Here is a 19,753-nt window from a genome sequence, read left to right on the forward strand (position 1 = left end):
CAGGCGCGCCGGGCGTACCGGCTTGTGCAGGAACTGCGCGCCTTCGGCCTGGATGCGGGCGAGGGTCTCGGCGGGGGCTGCCGTGCCCAACAGCACGGCTGGGAGCGCCTCGAGGCCGGGGCGGGTGCGGATGTCGGAGACCAGTTGGAGGCCGTTGGCGGCGCCATCGAGGTCGACCAGAAGCAGGTTGGGCCCGACGCCGTCGTTGATGAGGGCGTGTGCGTCGTCCGCGCGGCGTGCGGTGATCATGTCGCAGCCCCAGTGCGTCAGCAGATCGGTCAGGGTGCGCTCGGCGGGGACGTCCTCACTCACGAGCAGCACGACAAGGCCGTCGAGGCGGCCGAGTGCGCGGGCGTCGTCATGCGCCCGGGTGGCTTCCGCTGCGGTGCCCGCAGGGACCTCGATGGCGAATACCGATCCGCGGCCGGGGGCGGAGCGCAATTCGACCACGAGCCCGAGCAGGTCGGTCAGCCGGCGTACGATCGCCAGGCCGAGGCCGAGGCCCTTGTCGCGCGCGCGTTCCGGGTTGTCGAGCTGGACGAACTCCTGAAAGATGATGTGCTGCTCATCCGCTGCGATCCCTCGTCCGCTGTCGCGGATTTCGATGCGCAGGCGGGTGCCGCGTCGGCGGCAGGCGATCAGTACGCTGCCTTGTTCGGTGTAGCGGATGGCATTGCTGACCAGGTTGGAGACGATGCGCTCGAGCAGGTGGGGGTCGGTGTGGGCACGGCACGGCGGGCAGTGCAGGCGCAGTCGCAGGCCGCGTGCCTGAGCTGCGGCCGAATAGCCGTGTGCGATGCGTTCGAGGCAGGCATGGAGGTCGAAGTGCGTGGGGGCGGGGTTGAGCACCCCGGCGTCGAGGCGGGAAATGTCGAGCAGGCTGTCGAGCAGGCTTTCCATGGCCTCTGCCGACGCCGAGATGCGCTCGGTGATCCGCCGGCTGCGTTGATCCAGGCCCTGCTGCTGGAGTTCGGAGAGGAACAGCCCCAGCGCATGCAATGGCTGGCGCAAGTCGTGGCTGGCGGCGGCGAGGAAACGCGACTTCGCGAGGTTGGCGCGCTCGGCCTCTTCCTTGCGTGCGCGCAATTGTGCGGTGGCGTCATCGATGCGCTGTGACATGGATGCATGCACGTTGGCCAGCCGTTCGGCCATCTCATTGACGCCCTCTGCAAGCCTGCGCAGGCTGCCACCGCCCTGTACGGGTACCCGTTCGTGCAGCCGGCCCTGGCCAATGCGCTGCACCGTCTCGGCCACGCTGCGGATTGGCCCGGTGACGCTGCGGCTCATGCTGCGCACGAGGAGCAGGCTGCCGAGGGCAACGACAAGGAGCCAGCCGGCACCGATCCACAGGAGTTCGATCTGGCGCTTCTGCAGGCGTTCGAGCGAGAGGTCGACCACGACCGTGCCCATCGGGGGTGGTTGCCAGCTGCTGGCGTTACCCGGTTCGAGCTCCAGGCTGGTGATGCCACCGGTAGCGGGCAGCGCACTCGAGGCGATCGGTTCTACGATGCGCAGCCAGCGTCCAGCGCCATTGTGATGGATCAAGGGGGCCGGCGCGGCCGGCGCCAGCGGCCATTCGGTGGCCGGTTTGCCCGCTGTGGCCAACAGCCTGCCGTCCGCGGCCAGGATCGCGACGCCGAGCACGTCATCGGCGGTGAGCAGGGCGTTGCCCAGCTGTTGCAGTGATTGCAGGTCGCCCGAGAAGACGGCGTACTCGCTTCCGGCCGCGAGTTGGCGGGCGTGGGCTTGCGCGCGGGCGAGCAGGGCTTCGTCGAGGTCCGCCAGCCGCAGGCTGACGTGGGTGGCGGTCATCAAGGTGGCGAGCACGATCGTCGGCATCAGGGCGACGAAGGTGACGCGGGCGCGTACGCCCCAGTTGCGCATTCGCTTCATCATGGCACATTGCGCGCTTCGATGGCTTTCAGTCCGCGGAGCAGGGCCTCGGCACTTGGCAGGTCGAGCCCCAGGGAGCGTGCGACGGTGGTGTTGACTTCGACTTCGTACAGGCCAGGCCTGGCAGGCGGTGGCAGCGCTGCGCCGGCAAGCGTGTGCAGGGCCAGGGTGGCGGCTTCGGTGCCGACCTGGTCCGGGGTCGTGTACAGGCCAATGACCGCGCCCGCGCGCACGAAGGCAGCCGAGTAGCCGAGTACGGGCGAGCGCAGTCTGAAGGCGGTCAGCAGCACGTTGTGTGCAGTGTGCATGTGATAGATGCGGGGGTCCGGCACGGTGATGAGGACGGCGGGTTCGGCCATCGTCGTGCGCAATGCGGTGTAGAGACCACGGTCGTCCTCGATCACGGCGCTGGATACCGAGAGCGCATGCGCCTGGGCGCCTTGTTCGATAGCCTTCGCGAGTTGTGCGCTGTCGGGGCTGGCGATGAGGGCGATGCGATCGTAGTCGGGGAGTGCGAGCCGGACGAGGCCAAGCTGGCGTTCGACAGGTTGGTCGAGGACGATGGCCGTGCGCGGCAGCATGCTGGGGCGTGCCGGCAAGGCTGCGAATGCCTGCTGGGACAGCAGGACGTGAAGCAGCGGGGCGGGTGGGTCGAGCGCGGTCGCAGTCTGCGCGGCGCGGCTGCCGATCGTGATCACCAGGTCGGCTGGCGGGAGCGCTTCGGCGGGGCTGTCGGCGGTGGAGAGGCGGGTCTCGATGTCGACGGCGGCAGGCGCAGCCGCCAGCGTGCGCCGCAGGGCGGCGAGCGTTTCCGCGTGGATGCCTTCGTTGCCGCTCGAGATCACGAGGATGCGCCCCGCGGCGAAGCCAGGCGCCGATAGCAGCAGGCTGCACACGACAAGCGCGGCAACGACGACGCTCGTCATCAGCGGGCGCCCGACAATGCGAATGGAATCAATGGCGCAGCCGCCTGGAGTTGCGCCTTGCGTCATCGTCGCCCGCCTTCGGAGCCCGCGGCAGGTGTCACGTGCCGCGGGCAGGACGGGGCGTTGAGGCAAACTGTCATGGTGCGGCGACGGCTGTGCAGGTAGGGTGGCAAGCTTTCGATTGTCCTCCGTTTCTCGCGTTCGGCATAGGGTTTGCCGGTATGCGGCGTGCTATCCTCGGCGCCCTTGGCCGTGGCCGGCGTAACGCTTGGTGTGGGGTGGAAAGTGACTGCGATCCTGATTGTGGAAGACCATGCGCTGGTGCGCGAAGCGATGGTGCAGGGATTGGGCAGGCTTGGAGCCGGTGTGCGCTGTATCGAGGCGGGCAGTGCGGACGAGGCGCTCGCGTGCCTGGATGCGGAGGGCAGTGTGGACCTGGCGGTTGTCGACCTGATGCTGCCGGAAATGAGCGGGTTCTCCCTGCTTGCGATCCTCGGCAAGCGCTTTCCGGACATGCCGGCCATCGTCGTGTCGGCGATGGATGACGAGGCGTCCGTCCGTCGCGCCATGAAGGCAGGGGCGTCGGGTTTCGTGTCGAAATCGAGTTCCGGCGACACGCTGCTGCAAGCCGTGCGCGAGGTGCTCGACGGCGGCGTGCCCACGCCGCCCCGGTTCGCGCCGGCGGCGCCGACGCCCAGGCGCGCCCGCCCGCTGGCAGAACAATATGGCCTCACCACGGCTCAGGCGAGGGTGCTCGAGTTGCTCGCGAATGGGTCTACGAACCGGGAGATCGCCGACTCGCTGGGCCTGTCCGAAGGGACGGTCAAGGTGCACATGACAGCCATCTTCCGCGCTCTGGGGGTGGTCAATCGGGCGCAGGCGCTGGTGGCGATCGCCCGCAGCGGAACGCGCCTCTAGCGTCGACTGCGTTCAGTGCGAGCGGCGGTCGCTGTGCGCGAGGCGCAGCGGCATGTCGGCAGCAGGCAGTTGCTCGGATGCTTGTTCGAGATCGTAGAGTCCGGTGTCGTCAACGAAGTCGATTTCCAGGACTTCGAGCACCTGGCGCGCGATTGCGCGGCATGCATTGGCAAGCGGGGTCGGCAACTGCTCGGGGATCTGCTTCTGCAACAGCAGCTTGGATGAAGAGAGCGCGTTGACCGGGCGCAGGATGCGATGCTTGTAGGCGCCCATGAGCTGCGCCACGCTGCGGTCCGCAGCCTCGCGTTGCCAGGCATTGTGCGGCCACTGCGTGGGCACCGCGTAGGCGCGCGGAAACATCTCGAGGTCGCGCGCGACGGTGCGGATGTCCTCGTGCGATTCGCGGAAGGGCAGCAGCACGATGTCGGACAGGGCGTAGAGCTTGCGGTCCATCTCCGTGCGGTTGCCGCCGCCGTCGATGACTCCGATCCAGTCCTCGAGCCCGCGTAGCTTGTCGACGACCTTCGTGAGTGCGTCGCGTGTGCGTGCGTCGGCGATCACATAGCGGCGGCCGGTGGGTACGAGGGGTTCGCGCGATGTGTCTGTAAGCACGCAGGCGGCGCGTTGGCCCAGCAGCCCGAGGCCCTGGCACAGCATGTGCGAAAGCGTGGTCTTGCCTGTGCCGCCCTTGTTGCCGATGACGCAAATGATCTCAGCCATGAATGTCCATCCTGAACTCGGAGTACCCGCGAAGGGATGAGCAGGATTATCGGCCCGCCTGTCAGCCCCCGAGCCCGGAAAAAGCATGCTTTAGTACCCCCATTTCCGCCTAAGAGGCATGTGGGCGGCTGCTGATCCGGTAGGCATGCAGTCGCGTGCGCCGCCGGTCGTCGACGTCGATGACGAAGTCCGCCTCGCAATCGGGCACCGGGAAGCTGTTGCTCACCAGCAGGCTGCCCGGGCGCATCTCGGCGCAGGCCTTGTGCCATACCGCCGCCATCGGAACAGGGGACAGGAAGGCGTACACGACGTCGTAGTGCGCCCATGAGTGTGCGAAGAGGTCGCTGCGTTCAAGCGTGACGTTGGGGATGCCCGCACACAGCGCCCTGCCGAGCAGCCAGGGGGCTGGTGCGAGCTCGACGCCGACGAAGCTGCAGTCGGGTCGTGTACGCGCAAGCGGCCGCAGCAGTGTGCCGGTACCGGCGCCAATGTCGAGCACGCGTGCAGGTTCATCGGGCAGCAGGCGCAGCACGGCCGCTGCGGTGGCGGCATTGCTCAGATAGAGCGGCACCTGCGTCCGGAAGCTGGTCCAGTAGATCAGCAGCAGTGCGACGAATGCGGCGAGATACCAGGCGGGATCGAGGGCGAATCGATGCGCCATGACGGCCATCGGCAGGAAGAGCAGGTGGATGAGCAGCCACCAGCGCGCACTGCCGAGCATGCCCGAGGCCAGCGCGGCGATGCCGGCCTGGGACAGCACCAGCGGCCACAGGCCGGTGACCAGTCCAGTCCGGGCAAGGACGTAGGCACCGGCGCAGCCGGCCAGCTGGGCGACGAGGGCCATTAGGGCTGGTGCGTGTCTGATGGGGAAGGGCACGATCGCAGGCTGGGTGAGCGCCCGGTAGCGGGCGGTGGAGCGCGGATCATAGCCCGCAGAGATCGGGTGGGCTGGCCTGGGGTAAAAAAATTTCAGAAAGTGTTTGACACTTCGTGGGGTGAGCACTATAGTGCGGGGCTTCCCGACGGAGGGATACCCAAGCGGTCAACGGGATCAGACTGTAAATCTGACGGCTCAGCCTTCGAAGGTTCGAATCCTTCTCCCTCCACCAGATGCATCGTGTTGCCAGGTGAAGTTCTGTCCTGATCAACACAAGTGGTTGTAGTGAATCGATTGCAGCTTGCTGCGGCGTGGTAAGTGCGGGTGTAGCTCAATGGTAGAGCAGAAGCCTTCCAAGCTTATGACGAGGGTTCGATTCCCTTCACCCGCTCCAGATGTGCTGCGTTTGTACTGTTTCGGAGCCCTTGTAGCTCAGTGGTAGAGCACTCCCTTGGTAAGGGAGAGGCCACGTGTTCAATCCACGTCAAGGGCACCACTCATTTTCTGCCTGGCCTGGCGCGGCGGCCAATATTGTTGGCTGCCGCACTGGTTTTTCTGGTTCTGATTTTAAGGATAGCGATATGGCTAAGGGTAAGTTTGAGCGGACGAAGCCGCACGTGAACGTTGGCACGATTGGCCACGTTGACCACGGCAAGACCACGCTGACCGCTGCGATCACCACGATTCTGTCGAAGAAGTTCGGTGGTGAGGCGAAGGCCTATGACCAGATCGACGCGGCGCCCGAAGAAAAGGCGCGCGGCATCACCATCAACACCGCGCACGTCGAGTACGAAACCGCTGCTCGCCACTACGCGCACGTTGACTGCCCGGGCCACGCCGACTACGTCAAGAACATGATTACCGGTGCTGCCCAGATGGACGGCGCGATCCTGGTGTGCTCGGCCGCTGACGGCCCGATGCCGCAGACGCGCGAGCACATCCTGCTGGCCCGTCAGGTTGGCGTGCCGTACATCATCGTCTTCCTGAACAAGTGCGACATGGTCGACGACGAAGAGCTGCTCGAGCTGGTCGAGATGGAAGTGCGCGAGCTGCTGTCGAAGTACGACTTCCCGGGCGACGACATTCCCATCGTCAAGGGTTCGGCGCTGAAGGCGCTCGAAGGCGACCAGTCGCCGATCGGCGAGCCGGCAATCCTGGCGCTGGCCGATGCGCTGGACTCGTACATCCCGACGCCCGAGCGCGCCATCGACAAGCCCTTCCTGCTGCCGATCGAAGACGTGTTCTCGATCTCGGGTCGTGGCACCGTGGTGACCGGTCGTGTCGAGCGTGGCATCGTCAAGGTTGGCGAGGAAATCGAGATCGTCGGCATCAAGGCCACGGTCAAGACTACCTGCACCGGCGTTGAAATGTTCCGCAAGCTGCTCGACCAGGGTCAGGCCGGCGACAACGTTGGCGTGCTGCTGCGCGGCACCAAGCGTGAAGACGTCGAGCGTGGCCAGGTGCTGTGCAAGCCGGGTTCGATCAAGCCGCACACGCACTTCACGGGCGAAGTGTATGTGCTGTCGAAGGAAGAGGGTGGTCGTCACACCCCGTTCTTCAACAACTACCGTCCGCAGTTCTACTTCCGTACCACGGACGTGACCGGTTCGATCGAGCTGCCCGAGGGCACCGAGATGGTCATGCCGGGCGACAACGTGTCGATCACCGTCAAGCTGATCGCCCCGATCGCCATGGAAGAAGGTCTGCGCTTCGCCATCCGTGAAGGCGGTCGTACCGTCGGCGCCGGCGTGGTTGCCAAGATCATCGAGTAATTACTCGTAATTGCCAGAAAGCGCACCCGCCTGGGTGCGCTTTGCAGTGTCTGCTGCAGGGGTATAGCTCAACTGGCAGAGCGTCGGTCTCCAAAACCGAAGGTTGGGGGTTCGATTCCCTCTGCCCCTGCCATATTTTCTCGGGTGGTTATCCGCAATGGCCGATAAGTTGAAATTCGCGCTGGCGCTGGCACTGTTGGCAGCCGGCGTGGTCGGCTTCTATCTGCTTTCCGAGCAGCCGCTCGTGCTGCGCGTGCTGTCGGTGCTGGTCGGTTTTGGTGCTGGTGTCGCAGTCGCCTCCTTTTCGGAGCAGGGGCAGCGTTTCATCGGCTTTGCGCGTGAATCGATCACCGAAGTCAAGAAAGTCGTCTGGCCCAGCCGCAAGGAAACCATGCAGACCACTGGTCTGGTGTTTGCCTTCGTGGTGGTCATGGCGATCTTCCTGTGGCTGACCGACAAGACCCTGGAATGGGTTCTCTACGATCTCGTTCTGGGTTGGAAGTGATATGACGAAGCGTTGGTATGTGGTTCACGCCTACTCGGGCTTCGAGAAGTCCGTGCAGCGCGCGCTGATCGAGCGCATCAATCGCGCCGGCATGCAGGATGGCTTTGGCCAGATTCTGGTGCCGGTCGAGGAAGTGATCGAGATGCGCAACGGTCAGAAGACCGTGACCGAACGCAAGTTCTTCCCGGGTTATGTTCTCGTCGAGATGGAAATGAACGACGAGACCTGGCATTTGGTCAAGTCGACGCCGAAAGTCACCGGTTTCGTCGGTGGTACGGCGAACAAGCCTGCGCCGATCTCCGAGAAGGAGGTCGCGAAGATCATGCAGCAGATGCAGGAAGGGGTGGAGAAGCCTCGTCCGAAGGTGCTGTTCGAGATCGGCGAAGTCGTGCGCGTCAAGGAAGGTCCGTTTACCGACTTCCATGGCTCGGTCGAGGATGCCAACTACGAGAAGAACAAGCTGCGTGTGTCAGTGACCATTTTTGGTCGCGCCACGCCAGTCGAGCTGGATTTCGCGCAGGTCGAGAAGACTTGAGCGTAAAGGCGGGCCCGCGGGCCTGCCGTAGCCCGTTCACGCGGGCGATGCGAGGAGCGTCGGGCGGCTGCCCGGTGCGCTAGCACTCATCACAGGAGCAAGCCTCAATGGCAAAGAAAATCATTGGTTACATCAAGCTGCAGGTTCCGGCCGGTAAGGCCAACCCCAGCCCCCCGATCGGTCCGGCGCTTGGTCAGCGCGGCCTGAACATCATGGAGTTCTGCAAGGCGTTCAACGCCAAGACCCAGGGCATGGAGCCCGGTCTGCCGATTCCGGTGGTGATCACTGCCTTCGCCGACAAGTCCTTCACCTTCATCATGAAGACGCCGCCGGCGACGATCCTGATCAAGAAGGCTGCAGGTATCCAGAAGGGCTCGCCGAAGCCGCACACCGACAAGGTGGGCAAGGTGACCCGCGCCCAGGTTGAAGAGATTGCCAAGGCCAAACAGCCCGACCTGACCGCTGGCGACCTCGAAGCTGCCGTGCGCACCATCGCCGGCTCCGCCCGCAGCATGGGCATCACCGTGGAGGGCCTGTAATCATGGCGAAACTGTCCAAGCGAGTTCAGGCGCTGCGCGCGAAGGTTGACCGCAACCAGGCTTATTCGGTGGCCGACGCCCTGCGTCTGGTCAAGGAGTGCGCAACCGCCAAGTTCGACGAGTCGATCGATATCGCCGTGAACCTCGGTGTCGATGCACGTAAGTCGGACCAGGTCGTCCGCGGCTCGGTCGTGCTGCCCGCCGGTACCGGCAAGAGCGTGCGCGTCGCCGTGTTCGCCCAGGGTGACAAGGCCGAGGCTGCGCGCGCAGCCGGTGCCGAAGTCGTCGGTTTTGACGATCTCGCCGAGCAGGTCAAGGCCGGCAACCTCGACTTCGACGTCTGCATCGCGACGCCCGACGCCATGCGCGTGGTCGGTCAGCTCGGTCAGATCCTCGGTCCGCGTGGCCTGATGCCGAACCCGAAGGTTGGCACCGTCACCATGGACGTGGCGACTGCGGTCAAGAACGCCAAGGCCGGTCAGGTTCAGTACCGTACCGACAAGGGTGGCCTGGTGCACGCGACCATCGGTCGTGCGTCCTTCGAGGTCGAAGCGCTGCAGCAGAACCTTGCCGCATTCGTCGAGGCGCTCGTGAAGGCCAAGCCGGCTGCTGCCAAGGGTGTCTACCTGCGTCGTATCGCCGTGTCGAGCACCATGGGTGCCGGCGTGCGTGTCGAGACGGCCAGCGTCACCGCTGCCTGATTGCCGCGAGCGGCTGCACCGGAGTGCAGCCGCTCGCAAGAACTTTGAGCCGTTGCCGCCCGTGGGCGGTTGCGGATCGTCAAAGACCGCAGGTGCGTATGCCGAGAGGCCGCGCTTAAGCATGAAGATGGCCTGCGCAGACGGTGTGCTCAGAACAGGATTTGGCCGGCAAGCCGGCCGTGCTCCTGATCCAGGTCGCCGTGGGTGCGGAGCGCGATGTGCGTTCCGCGTGTGGACTTGAAAGGAGGAAAGGCCTGTGGGTCTCAATCTCGATGACAAGAAAGCCGTAGTGGCTGAGGTGTCGGCACAAGTGGCCAACGCTCAGACGATCGCGGTGGCCGAGTATCGCGGCATTGCGGTGGGTGACCTCACCGTGCTGCGCGCAAAGGCCCGCGAATCTGGCGTTTACCTGCGCGTGCTGAAGAACACCCTGGTGCGTCGTGCCATTGCCGGCACGCCGTTCGAGGGCCTCGCCGACCAGCTGACCGGGCCGTTGATCTACGGCATCTCGCAAGATCCGGTTGCTGCTGCGAAGGTGTTGAACGATTTCGCCAAGGGTAACGACAAGATCGTCCTGAAGGCCGGTTCCTATGCGGGCGACACGCTCGACCAGGCCGGTGTGCAGGCGCTCGCTTCGATCCCGAGCCGCGAAGAGCTGCTCGCCAAGCTGCTGGGTGTCATGCAGGCGCCGGTTTCCGGCTTTGCTGGCGCGCTGGCCGCCCTCGCCAAGAAGCGCGAGGAAGAAGGCGCCGCTGCTTGAGTCGTGTGTTCCGCTACGAAAGTTTTCTGAAAAAAATCGATTCTGGAGTTATTTGAAATGGCAATCAGCAAAGAAGACATCCTGGAAGCCGTTGCCGGCATGACCGTGATGGAACTGAACGACCTGGTCAAGGCGTTCGAAGAGAAGTTCGGCGTGTCCGCTGCCTCGCTGGCCGTCGCTGCCCCGGGTGCCGCCGCCGCTGCCCCGGTTGAAGAGAAGACCGAATTCGACGTCGTTCTGCTCGAAGCCGGCGCCAAGAAGGTTGAGGTCATCAAGGTCGTGCGTGCTGCGACCGGCCTGGGCCTGAAGGAAGCGAAGGATGTGGTCGACGGCGCGCCGAAGACCGTGAAGGAAGGCGCTCCGAAGGCTGACGCCGAAGCGCTGAAGAAGCAGCTGGAAGAAGCTGGCGCCAAGGTCGAGATCAAGTAATACTCGATGACCCAGCGGGGCTGGCACTCTTCGGAGTGCCGGCCCTTTCGTGCTTTGTAATCGAGATCGCGGAATATTCTGCGATCAACGATGCCAGGCCAGAGCGTTTGCCGAATCTCCGCGCACGCGTGCAGTCATACCGCAGCGTGCAGGAAGCAGCCGAACGTTGTGTCCTGTCTTTCCGATGTTAGCCCTCTAGCCGGAGCATCCATGGCGTATTCCTACACCGAAAAGAAACGTATCCGCAAGAGCTTCGCCAAGCGCGCGGCCGTGCTCGATGCGCCTTTCCTGCTCGCCACCCAGATCGAGTCGTTTGCCGAGTTCCTGCAGGCCGACACGCCGCCCGACGTGCGGCGGAACCAGGGTCTGCAGGCCGCATTCACGTCGATCTTCCCGATCTCGAGCCACAGCGGCAACGCCCGTCTCGAGTACGTGCAGTACATGCTCGGCGAGCCCGCCTTCGATGTGACCGAGTGCCAGCAGCGCGGCCTGACCTTCGCGTCGCCGCTGCGCGCGCGCGTGCGCCTGGTGATCATGGATCGCGAAGCGCCCAAGGAGACGATCAAGGAGGTCAAGGAGCAGGAAGTCTACATGGGCGAGATCCCGCTCATGACGGATACCGGCTCCTTCGTGATCAACGGTACCGAACGCGTCATCGTTTCCCAGCTGCACCGCTCGCCCGGCGTGTTCTTCGAGCACGACCGCGGCAAGACGCACTCGTCGGGCAAGCTGCTGTTCTCGGCACGCATCATTCCCTACCGCGGATCGTGGCTGGACTTCGAGTTCGACCCGAAGGACTTCCTGTACTTCCGTGTTGACCGTCGACGCAAGATGCCGGTGACGATCCTGCTGCGGGCGATCGGCATGACGCCCGAAGAGATTCTCGCCACTTTCCACGATACCGATACCTTCCACCTGCAGGGTGAGGGCGCGCAGTTCGAGCTGGTGGCCGAGCGCCTGCGTGGCGAGGTGGCCCGTTTCGATATCACCACTGCCGATGGCCGGATCATCGTCGCGCGTGACAAGCGCATCACTTCCAAGCACATTCGCGAGATCGACCAGGCCGGCGTCAGGACGATGGCGGTGCCGGACGATTTCCTGCTTGGCCGCGTCGTGTCCACGAACGTCGCCGATCCGGAGACCGGAGAGGTGCTCGCGCGCGCCAATGACGAGATCACCGAGGACCTGCTCGACAAGTTCCGCCTGGCTGGCGTCACGGCGCTAAGCACGCTCTACATCAATGATCTCGATCGCGGCGGTTACATTTCGCAGACCCTGCGCATCGACGAGACCGCCGACCAGTGGGCTGCGAAGGTTGCGATCTACCGCATGATGCGCCCGGGCGAGCCGCCCACCGAGGACGCCGTCGAGGGGCTGTTCCAGGGCTTGTTCTATGCCGAGGAGCGCTACGACCTGTCCTCGGTCGGCCGCATGAAGTTCAATCGCCGCGCCTACCCGGAGAAGATCGACGACAAGGCGCCGGGCTGGATCAAGCGCTTCTACGAGCGCGTTGGCGCGCAGGGCGAGGATGGCCCGGGTGTGCTCACCAACGACGACATCCTTGCGGTGGTCGGCGTGCTGGTCGAGCTGCGTAACGGCCGTGGCGAAATCGACGACATCGACCACCTCGGCAACCGCCGCGTGCGTTCGGTGGGCGAGCTGGCCGAGAACCAGTTCCGCGCCGGTCTCGTGCGCGTCGAGCGTGCGGTCAAGGAGCGCCTGTCGCAAGCTGAGTCCGACAATCTGATGCCGCACGACCTGATCAACGCCAAGCCGATTTCGGCGGCGATCAAGGAGTTCTTCGGCTCCAGCCAGCTGTCGCAGTTCATGGACCAGACCAACCCGCTGTCCGAGATCACGCACAAGCGTCGCGTCTCCGCACTCGGCCCCGGCGGTCTGACGCGCGAGCGCGCCGGCTTCGAGGTGCGCGACGTGCACCCGACGCACTATGGCCGCGTGTGCCCGATCGAGACGCCGGAAGGTCCGAACATCGGTCTGATCAACTCGCTCGCCGTGTACGCGCGCACCAACCGCCACGGTTTCCTCGAGACCCCCTACCGCAAGGTCAACGACGGCAAGGTCACGGACCAGATCGATTTCCTGTCGGCGATCGAGGAGGGCCAGTACGTGATCGCGCAGGCGAACGCCGAGATCGACGAAGCCGGCATGCTGGCGGGCGACCTCGTGTCCTGCCGCCACAAGGGCGAGTTCCTGCTTGCGACCTCGGACATGGTGCAGTACATGGACGTGGCGCCGGGGCAGATCGTGTCGGTGGCAGCGTCGCTGATTCCCTTCCTCGAGCACGACGATGCGAACCGCGCGCTGATGGGCGCCAACATGCAGCGCCAGGCCGTGCCCTGCCTGCGCCCGGAGAAGCCGCTGGTCGGCACCGGTATCGAGCGCCGTGTTGCGGTCGACTCGGGTACCGCCGTGCAGGCCCGTCGTGGTGGCGTGGTGGATTATGTCGATGCGAACCGGATCGTGATCCGCGTTCACGATGCCGAGACCCTGCCGGGTGAAGTGGGTGTCGATATCTACAACATGATCAAGTACACCCGTTCCAACCAGAACACCAACATCAACCAGCGTCCGGTGGTGAAGGTGGGCGATGTGCTGGGCAAGGGCGATGTGATCGCCGACGGCGCATCGACCGACCTCGGCGAACTCGCGCTCGGCCAGAACATGCTGGTCGGCTTCATGCCCTGGAACGGCTATAACTTCGAGGACTCGATCCTCATCTCCGAGCGCGTGGTCGCCGACGACCGCTTCACCTCGATCCACGTCGAGGAGCTCACCGTCGTCGCTCGTGACACCAAGCTCGGACCCGAGGAGATCACCCGCGACATCGCGTCGCTGGGCGAGGCGCAACTGTCGCGCCTGGACGAATCGGGCATCGTGTACATCGGCGCCGAGGTCGAGGCCGGTGACGTGCTGGTCGGCAAGGTCACGCCCAAGGGCGAGACCCAGCTGACGCCGGAAGAGAAGCTGCTGCGCGCGATCTTCGGCGAGAAGGCGTCCGACGTGAAGGACACCTCGCTGCGCGTGCCCTCGGGCATGGTCGGCACCGTGATCGACGTTCAGGTCTTCACCCGCGAGGGCATCGAGCGCGACAAGCGCGCGCAGTCGATCATCGACGACCAGCTGCGCAGCTTCAAGACCGATCTCGCCGACCAGATGCGCATCGTCGAGCGTGACGCCTTCGCGCGTATCCGCCGCATGATCCTCGGTCAGGTCGCCAATGGCGGTCCGAAGAAACTGGCCAAGGGCAGCGAGCTCAATGACGCCTATCTCGATGGCCTCGAGCCCTATCACTGGTTCGACATCCGCCTTGCCGACGAGGCGCTGGCGGTGCAGCTCGAAGCAGTGCGCGAGGGTCTCGAGACCACCCGCAAGGACTTCGAGCAGGCCTTCGAGATCAAGAAGAAGAAGCTCACCCAGGGCGATGAGCTGCCCCCGGGCGTGCAGAAGATGGTGAAGGTCTACCTGGCCGTCAAGCGCCGCCTGCAGCCGGGCGACAAGATGGCAGGCCGCCACGGTAACAAGGGCGTGGTGTCGAAGATCGTTCCGGTCGAGGACATGCCGTACATGGAAGACGGCACTCCGCTGGACATCGTGCTCAACCCGCTCGGCGTGCCGTCGCGGATGAACATCGGCCAGATCCTCGAGACCCACCTGGGTTGGGCAGCGAAGGGCCTTGGTCAGCAGATCGACCGCATGCTGCAGGCGCAGGCCTCGGCGACGGAGCTGCGTGGTTTCCTCGAGCAGATCTACAACGACAGCGGTCGTCCCGAGCAGCTCGACGAACTCGACGACGGCGCCGTGCGTGAGCTCGCAACCAACCTGAAGAAGGGTGTGCCCTTCGCGACGCCGGTGTTCGATGGCGCCAAGGAGGAAGAGATCCGCCAGATGCTCGAGCTCGCCGGTCTGCCGACCGGTGGCCAGGTCACCCTGTATGACGGCCGTACCGGCGAAGCCTTCGAGCGTAAGGTGACGGTGGGCTACAAGCACGTGCTCAAGCTGCACCACCTGGTCGACGACAAGATGCACGCACGTTCGACCGGTCCGTACTCGCTCGTTACCCAGCAGCCGCTGGGCGGCAAGGCGCAGTTCGGTGGCCAGCGCTTCGGTGAGATGGAAGTGTGGGCGCTGGAAGCTTACGGCGCGGCCTACACGCTGCAGGAAATGCTGACGGTCAAGTCCGATGACGTGACCGGCCGGACCAAGGTGTACGAAAACATCGTCAAGGGCGAGCACAAGATCGATTCCGGCATGCCGGAGTCCTTCAACGTGCTGGTGAAGGAAATCCGTTCGCTCGCGATCGACATCGATCTCGACCGCAGCTGATCCCTTACCAAACAACCCGCCCGCGATTGAATCCCGGGGACGCAGTCGAGCCGGCTGCGTCCCGGATGGAGTGAACAATGAAGAGCCTGCTCGCTGACCTGTTCAAGCAAACCCTGCCGAACGAGGAAGAGTTCGACGCGATCACCATCGGTCTCGCGTCCCCGGACAAGATCCGGTCCTGGTCCTATGGGGAAGTCAAGAAACCCGAGACCATCAACTACCGTACGTTCAAGCCGGAGCGTGACGGCCTGTTCTGCGCCAAGATCTTTGGCCCGGTCAAGGACTACGAGTGCCTGTGCGGCAAGTACAAGCGGCTCAAGCACCGTGGCGTGATCTGCGAGAAGTGCGGCGTGGAAGTGACCTTGTCCAAGGTCCGCCGTGAGCGCATGGGCCACATCGAACTGGCCTCGCCGGTCGCCCACATCTGGTTCCTGAAGAGCCTGCCGAGCCGTCTCGGCATGGTGCTCGACATGACCCTGCGCGACATCGAGCGCGTGCTCTATTTCGAGGCCTTCGTCGTCGTCGAGCCTGGCATGACCCCGCTCAACCGTGGTCAGCTGCTCACCGAGGACGACTACCTGTCGAAGGTCGAAGAGTACGGTGACGAGTTCGACGCCGTGATGGGCGCCGAGGGTGTGGCCGCGCTGCTGCGCAGCCTGGACATCAACCTCGAGGTCGAGAAGCTGCGCGGCGACCTGGAGACGACCAACTCGGAAGCCAAGATCAAGAAGTTCTCGAAGCGCCTGAAGGTGCTCGAGGCCTTCCAGCAGTCCGGCATCAAGCCCGAGTGGATGGTGCTCGAGGTGCTGCCGGTGCTGCCCCCCGACCTGCGTCCGCTGGTGCCGCTGGACGGTGGTCGCTTCGCCACCTCCGACCTCAACGACCTCTATCGTCGCGTCATCAACCGTAACAACCGTCTCAAGCGTCTGCTCGAGCTCAAGGCGCCCGACATCATCGTGCGCAACGAGAAGCGCATGCTGCAGGAGTCGGTCGACTCGCTGCTCGACAACGGCCGTCGCGGCAAGGCGATGACCGGCGCCAACAAGCGTCCGCTCAAGTCGCTGGCCGACATGATCAAGGGCAAGGGCGGCCGCTTCCGTCAGAACCTGCTCGGCAAGCGTGTCGACTACTCCGGCCGTTCGGTGATTACCGTGGGTCCGCAGCTCAAGCTGCATCAGTGCGGTCTGCCCAAGCTGATGGCGCTCGAGCTGTTCAAGCCCTTCATCTTCAACAAGCTCGAGCTGATGGGGCTGGCCACGACCATCAAGCAGGCCAAGAAGATGGTGGAGTCGCAGGAGCCGGTGGTGTGGGACATCCTCGAAGAGGTGATCCGCGAACACCCGGTCATGCTGAACCGCGCTCCGACGCTGCACCGCCTCGGCATCCAGGCTTTCGAGCCGGTGCTGATCGAAGGCAAGGCGATCCAGCTCCACCCGCTCGTCTGCGTCGCCTTCAACGCCGACTTCGACGGCGACCAGATGGCCGTCCACGTTCCGCTGTCGCTGGAAGCACAGATGGAAGCCCGCACCCTGATGCTGGCCTCCAACAACGTGCTGTCGCCGGCCAACGGCGAGCCGATCATCGTGCCGTCGCAGGACATCGTGCTGGGCCTGTACTACGCGACCCGCGAAGGCGTGAACGTGCCGGGCGAGGGCATGATCTTCACCGACGTGTCGGAAGTGAAGCGTGCCTACGAGTCCGGCCAGATCGCGCTCCATGCGCGCATCACGGTACGCCTGAAGGAAGCCGACCTGGGCCCGAACGGTGAGCGCATCGAGCGGATCGTTCGCCACGACACGACCGCCGGCCGCGCCATCCTGTCCGAGATCCTGCCTGCGGGTCTGCCCTTCAGCGTGATCGACAAGGCGCTCAAGAAGAAGGAGATCTCCAAGCTCATCAACGCCTCGTTCCGCCGTTGCGGCCTGCGTGCCACCGTGATCTTCGCCGACAAGCTGATGCAGTTCGGCTACGGCCTGGCTACCCGCGCCGGCCTGTCGATCGCGGTCAAGGACATGCTTGTGCCCAACGCGAAGCACGACCTGATCCGTGCCGCCGAGGCCGAGGTGAAGGAGATTGCGCAGCAGTACACCTCCGGCCTCGTCACCGATGGCGAGCGCTACAACAAGGTCGTGGATATCTGGGGCCGTTGTGGCGACCAGGTCGCCAAGGCGATGATGGAGCAGCTCGGTTCCGAAGAGGTGGTCAACCGCGAGGGCAAGACCGTCCGCCAGGAGTCGTTCAACTCGATCTACATGATGGCCGACTCGGGTGCCCGTGGTTCCGCTGCCCAGATCCGCCAGCTTGCCGGCATGCGCGGCCTGATGGCCAAGCCGGACGGCTCGATCATCGAGACGCCGATCACGACGAACTTCCGTGAAGGCCTCAACGTTCTGCAGTACTTCATCTCGACGCACGGCGCCCGTAAGGGTCTGGCCGATACCGCGCTGAAGACCGCGAACTCGGGTTACCTTACCCGCCGCCTGGTCGATGTGACCCAGGATCTGGTGGTGATCGAGGACGACTGCGGCACCCGCGAAGGCTTCAACATGAAGGCCCTCATCGAGGGTGGCGAGGTGGTCGAGCCCCTGCGCGAGCGCATCCTCGGCCGCGTGTGCGCCGAGGACGTGGTGAATCCGGAGACGCAGGAGACGGTGATCGAGTCGGGCAGCCTGCTGGACGAGGATGCAGTCGACCTGATCGAGAGCCTTGGCGTCGATGAAGTCAAGGTGCGCACGCCGCTGACCTGCGAGACCCGCTATGGTCTGTGCGCGAAGTGCTACGGTCGCGACCTCGGTCGCGGCAGCATGGTCAACTCCGGCGAGGCGGTCGGCGTCATTGCCGCACAGTCGATCGGCGAGCCCGGCACGCAGCTGACGATGCGGACCTTCCACGTCGGCGGTGCGGCGTCGCGAGCGGCAGCAGCCAGCGGGGTGGAGGCCAAGTCCGCCGGCTCGATCCGATTCGCCGGCAACATGCGCTACGTCGCCAACGCCAAGGGCGAGAAGATCGTCATCGCGCGTTCGGCCGAGCTGGTCGTGGCCGATGACCTCGGTCGTGAGCGCGAACGCCACAAGCTGCCGTACGGTGCCTTGCTGCTGGTCGACGACGGCCAGGCGATCAAGGCCGGCACGCAGCTGGCGAGCTGGGACCCGCACACCCGCCCGATCGTGACCGAATACGCCGGTACGGTGAAGTTCGAGAACGTCGAGGAAGGCGCGACCGTCGCCAAGCAGATCGACGAGGTCACCGGTCTGTCGACTCTGGTGGTCATCGACTCCAAGCGGCGTTCGTCGACAGGCACCGCCAAGGGCGTGCGCCCGCAGGTGAAGCTGCTCGATAGCAATGGCGAAGAAGTGAAGATCGCCGGGACCGAGCATTCGGTGGCGATCACCTTCCAGGTCGGCTCGCTGATCACGGTCAAGGACGGCCAGCAGATCAACGTTGGTGACATTCTTGCCCGTATTCCGCAGGAATCGGCAAAGACCCGCGACATCACCGGTGGTCTGCCGCGCGTTGCCGAACTCTTCGAGGCCCGTGCGCCCAAGGATGCCGGCATGCTCGCCGAGTACACCGGCACGGTGTCCTTCGGCAAGGAGACCAAGGGCAAGCAGCGCCTGGTCATCACCGAGCCGGATGGCACCTCGCACGAGTTCCTGATCCCGAAGGACAAGCACCTCATGGTGCACGACGGTCAGGTGGTGAACAAGGGCGAGCTGATCGTGGACGGTCCGGCGGATCCCCACGACATTCTTCGCCTGCAGGGCATCAACGAACTTGCGCGCTACATCATCGACGAGGTGCAGGACGTTTACCGACTGCAGGGCGTGAAGATCAACGACAAGCACATCGAGGTGATCGTTCGCCAGATGCTGCGCCGCGTGGTCATCACGGATCCGGGCGATAGCCGTTTCATCCGCGAGGAGCAGGTCGAGCGTTCCGAGGTTCTGGACGAGAACGATCGCCTCGAGGCCGAGGGCAAGTTGCCGGCGCACTACGAGAACGTGCTCCTCGGTATCACCAAGGCGTCGCTGTCGACCGACTCGTTCATCTCCGCGGCATCCTTCCAGGAAACCACGCGCGTGCTGACCGAAGCGGCGATCATGGGCAAGCGCGACGAGCTGCGCGGCCTGAAGGAGAACGTCATCGTCGGTCGACTGATCCCGGCAGGTACCGGTCTTGCATACCATCGCAGTCGCAAGGCGCAGGAGCAGGGCATGGATCTGGGTGCCGATCATGCGTGGGCGCCGGCGGAAACCGTTGTGGAAACGCAGCAGGACATCGAGGCTAGTTGACTTATCGGTCTGCCTCGGACTAAACTCCGGCCTCTTTTTTGTGGACTGACCAATCGTAGTCAGTCGCAGCCGGAATAATCCGCCCGCGGCGGCCCATGGTGGGCTGCCGCGGTCTTATGGGAAATTCTTAAGCTATGCCAACAATCAATCAGCTTGTCCGCAAGCCGCGCCAGATGGAAGTTGCGAAGAGCAAGGTCCCGGCGCTCGAGGCCTGCCCGCAAAAGCGTGGTGTTTGCACCCGCGTCTACACCACGACCCCGAAGAAGCCGAACTCGGCGCTTCGTAAGGTCGCCAAGGTGCGTCTCACCAATGGTTTCGAGGTCATCTCGTACATCGGCGGTGAAGGTCACAACCTCCAGGAGCACTCTGTCGTGCTGATCCGTGGCGGTCGTGTCAAGGACTTGCCGGGTGTGCGCTATCACATCGTTCGTGGCTCCCTCGACCTTCAGGGTGTCAAGGATCGTAAGCAGTCGCGCTCGAAGTACGGTGCCAAGCGCCCGAAGAAAGCCTGATTGTTGGCCCAAGAAATTTAGCGAGAGGTT

15 protein-coding genes and 4 tRNA genes are annotated in these 19,753 nt (G+C 64.4%); 15 read left to right on the top strand and 4 right to left on the bottom strand.

Features of this window, described 5'->3' with window-relative positions:
• Nucleotides 1–1,896: hybrid sensor histidine kinase/response regulator (locus tag C662_RS16390; protein ID WP_232433298.1), on the bottom strand; the 1,896-nt coding region annotated here is incomplete at its 3' end.
• Nucleotides 1,893–2,819: an ABC transporter substrate-binding protein gene (locus C662_RS16395; RefSeq protein ID WP_232433299.1), complete on the bottom strand. Its 927-nt coding sequence runs from the start codon at nucleotides 2,817–2,819 to the stop codon at nucleotides 1,893–1,895. The genes C662_RS16395 and C662_RS16390, both read right to left, overlap by 4 nt.
• Nucleotides 2,820–3,104: 285 nt before the next feature.
• Here C662_RS16395 and C662_RS16400 point away from each other — a divergent pair, with 285 nt between their 5' ends.
• Nucleotides 3,105–3,737: a response regulator transcription factor gene (locus C662_RS16400; RefSeq protein ID WP_002931542.1), complete on the top strand. Its 633-nt coding sequence runs from the start codon at nucleotides 3,105–3,107 to the stop codon at nucleotides 3,735–3,737.
• A 12-nt stretch (nucleotides 3,738–3,749) separates the two neighbouring features.
• Here the strand turns inward: C662_RS16400 and C662_RS16405 are convergent, their stop codons facing one another.
• Both C662_RS16405 and C662_RS16410 read right to left on the bottom strand, forming a co-directional pair.
• On the bottom strand, nucleotides 3,750–4,457 hold the full coding sequence (locus C662_RS16405) for a hypothetical protein (protein ID WP_002931545.1): 708 nt from the start codon (nucleotides 4,455–4,457) through the stop codon (nucleotides 3,750–3,752).
• A gap of 109 nt (nucleotides 4,458–4,566) precedes the next feature.
• Nucleotides 4,567–5,301 carry a class I SAM-dependent methyltransferase gene (locus C662_RS16410; RefSeq protein ID WP_002931547.1) on the bottom strand — a complete coding sequence of 245 codons (735 nt, stop codon included), beginning with the start codon at nucleotides 5,299–5,301 and terminating at the stop codon, nucleotides 4,567–4,569.
• A gap of 180 nt (nucleotides 5,302–5,481) precedes the next feature.
• On the opposite strand from C662_RS16410, the gene C662_RS16415 reads away from it, so the two are divergent.
• From C662_RS16415 to rpsL, 14 genes are all read left to right on the top strand, one after another.
• A tRNA-Tyr gene (locus tag C662_RS16415) sits at nucleotides 5,482–5,566 on the top strand.
• Nucleotides 5,567–5,654: 88 nt separating this feature from the next.
• Nucleotides 5,655–5,728: transfer RNA gene (locus C662_RS16420), tRNA-Gly, on the top strand.
• A gap of 27 nt (nucleotides 5,729–5,755) precedes the next feature.
• A tRNA-Thr gene (locus C662_RS16425) sits at nucleotides 5,756–5,830 on the top strand.
• Between the two features lie 85 nt (nucleotides 5,831–5,915).
• The gene (gene tuf / locus C662_RS16430) at nucleotides 5,916–7,106 is read left to right on the top strand and encodes an elongation factor Tu (protein ID WP_002931549.1); all 1,191 of its coding nucleotides are present in this window, start codon (nucleotides 5,916–5,918) and stop codon (nucleotides 7,104–7,106) included.
• Nucleotides 7,107–7,163: 57 nt separating this feature from the next.
• Nucleotides 7,164–7,239 (top strand) — tRNA-Trp (locus C662_RS16435).
• A 24-nt stretch (nucleotides 7,240–7,263) separates the two neighbouring features.
• Nucleotides 7,264–7,611: a preprotein translocase subunit SecE gene (gene secE, locus C662_RS16440; protein WP_002931551.1), complete on the top strand. Its 348-nt coding sequence runs from the start codon at nucleotides 7,264–7,266 to the stop codon at nucleotides 7,609–7,611.
• 1 nt (nucleotide 7,612) lies between these two features.
• A complete protein-coding gene (nusG, locus tag C662_RS16445; RefSeq protein ID WP_002931553.1) occupies nucleotides 7,613–8,146 on the top strand; it encodes a transcription termination/antitermination protein NusG in 534 nt (177 codons plus the stop codon).
• A gap of 107 nt (nucleotides 8,147–8,253) precedes the next feature.
• Nucleotides 8,254–8,685, top strand: coding sequence for a 50S ribosomal protein L11 (rplK, locus tag C662_RS16450; RefSeq protein WP_002931554.1), 432 nt, complete (start codon nucleotides 8,254–8,256; stop codon nucleotides 8,683–8,685).
• Between the two features lie 2 nt (nucleotides 8,686–8,687).
• A complete protein-coding gene (gene rplA / locus C662_RS16455; protein ID WP_002931559.1) occupies nucleotides 8,688–9,386 on the top strand; it encodes a 50S ribosomal protein L1 in 699 nt (232 codons plus the stop codon).
• Nucleotides 9,387–9,642: 256 nt separating this feature from the next.
• On the top strand, nucleotides 9,643–10,146 hold the full coding sequence (gene rplJ / locus C662_RS16460) for a 50S ribosomal protein L10 (RefSeq protein ID WP_002931561.1): 504 nt from the start codon (nucleotides 9,643–9,645) through the stop codon (nucleotides 10,144–10,146).
• A 57-nt stretch (nucleotides 10,147–10,203) separates the two neighbouring features.
• Nucleotides 10,204–10,575, top strand: a complete 372-nt coding sequence (rplL, locus tag C662_RS16465; RefSeq protein ID WP_002931563.1) for a 50S ribosomal protein L7/L12 — start codon at nucleotides 10,204–10,206, stop codon at nucleotides 10,573–10,575.
• 210 nt (nucleotides 10,576–10,785) lie between these two features.
• Nucleotides 10,786–14,919: a DNA-directed RNA polymerase subunit beta gene (gene rpoB, locus C662_RS16470; RefSeq protein WP_002931565.1), complete on the top strand. Its 4,134-nt coding sequence runs from the start codon at nucleotides 10,786–10,788 to the stop codon at nucleotides 14,917–14,919.
• Nucleotides 14,920–14,996: 77 nt separating this feature from the next.
• Complete coding sequence (rpoC, locus tag C662_RS16475; RefSeq protein ID WP_002931567.1) at nucleotides 14,997–19,211, top strand: DNA-directed RNA polymerase subunit beta'; 4,215 nt, start codon at nucleotides 14,997–14,999, stop codon at nucleotides 19,209–19,211.
• Between the two features lie 134 nt (nucleotides 19,212–19,345).
• Nucleotides 19,346–19,723: a 30S ribosomal protein S12 gene (gene rpsL, locus C662_RS16480; RefSeq protein ID WP_002931569.1), complete on the top strand. Its 378-nt coding sequence runs from the start codon at nucleotides 19,346–19,348 to the stop codon at nucleotides 19,721–19,723.
• The last annotated feature ends 30 nt before the right edge of the window (nucleotides 19,724–19,753 follow it).

This window comes from Thauera sp. 28, from assembly GCF_000310145.2.
In the GTDB taxonomy this organism is placed as follows: Bacteria; Pseudomonadota; Gammaproteobacteria; order Burkholderiales; family Rhodocyclaceae; genus Thauera; species Thauera mechernichensis.

Coding starts and splice junctions, on each gene's coding strand:
- C662_RS16395 (WP_232433299.1), bottom strand. CDS start 2,819: ATGACGAGCGTCGTCGTTGCCGCGCTTGTCGTGTGCAGCCTGCTGCTA.
- C662_RS16405 (WP_002931545.1), bottom strand. CDS start 4,457: ATGGCTGAGATCATTTGCGTCATCGGCAACAAGGGCGGCACAGGCAAG.
- C662_RS16410 (WP_002931547.1), bottom strand. CDS start 5,301: ATGGCCCTCGTCGCCCAGCTGGCCGGCTGCGCCGGTGCCTACGTCCTT.
- tuf (WP_002931549.1), top strand. CDS start 5,916: ATGGCTAAGGGTAAGTTTGAGCGGACGAAGCCGCACGTGAACGTTGGC.
- secE (WP_002931551.1), top strand. CDS start 7,264: ATGGCCGATAAGTTGAAATTCGCGCTGGCGCTGGCACTGTTGGCAGCC.
- nusG (WP_002931553.1), top strand. CDS start 7,613: ATGACGAAGCGTTGGTATGTGGTTCACGCCTACTCGGGCTTCGAGAAG.
- rplK (WP_002931554.1), top strand. CDS start 8,254: ATGGCAAAGAAAATCATTGGTTACATCAAGCTGCAGGTTCCGGCCGGT.
- rplA (WP_002931559.1), top strand. CDS start 8,688: ATGGCGAAACTGTCCAAGCGAGTTCAGGCGCTGCGCGCGAAGGTTGAC.
- rplL (WP_002931563.1), top strand. CDS start 10,204: ATGGCAATCAGCAAAGAAGACATCCTGGAAGCCGTTGCCGGCATGACC.
- rpoB (WP_002931565.1), top strand. CDS start 10,786: ATGGCGTATTCCTACACCGAAAAGAAACGTATCCGCAAGAGCTTCGCC.
- rpoC (WP_002931567.1), top strand. CDS start 14,997: ATGAAGAGCCTGCTCGCTGACCTGTTCAAGCAAACCCTGCCGAACGAG.
- rpsL (WP_002931569.1), top strand. CDS start 19,346: ATGCCAACAATCAATCAGCTTGTCCGCAAGCCGCGCCAGATGGAAGTT.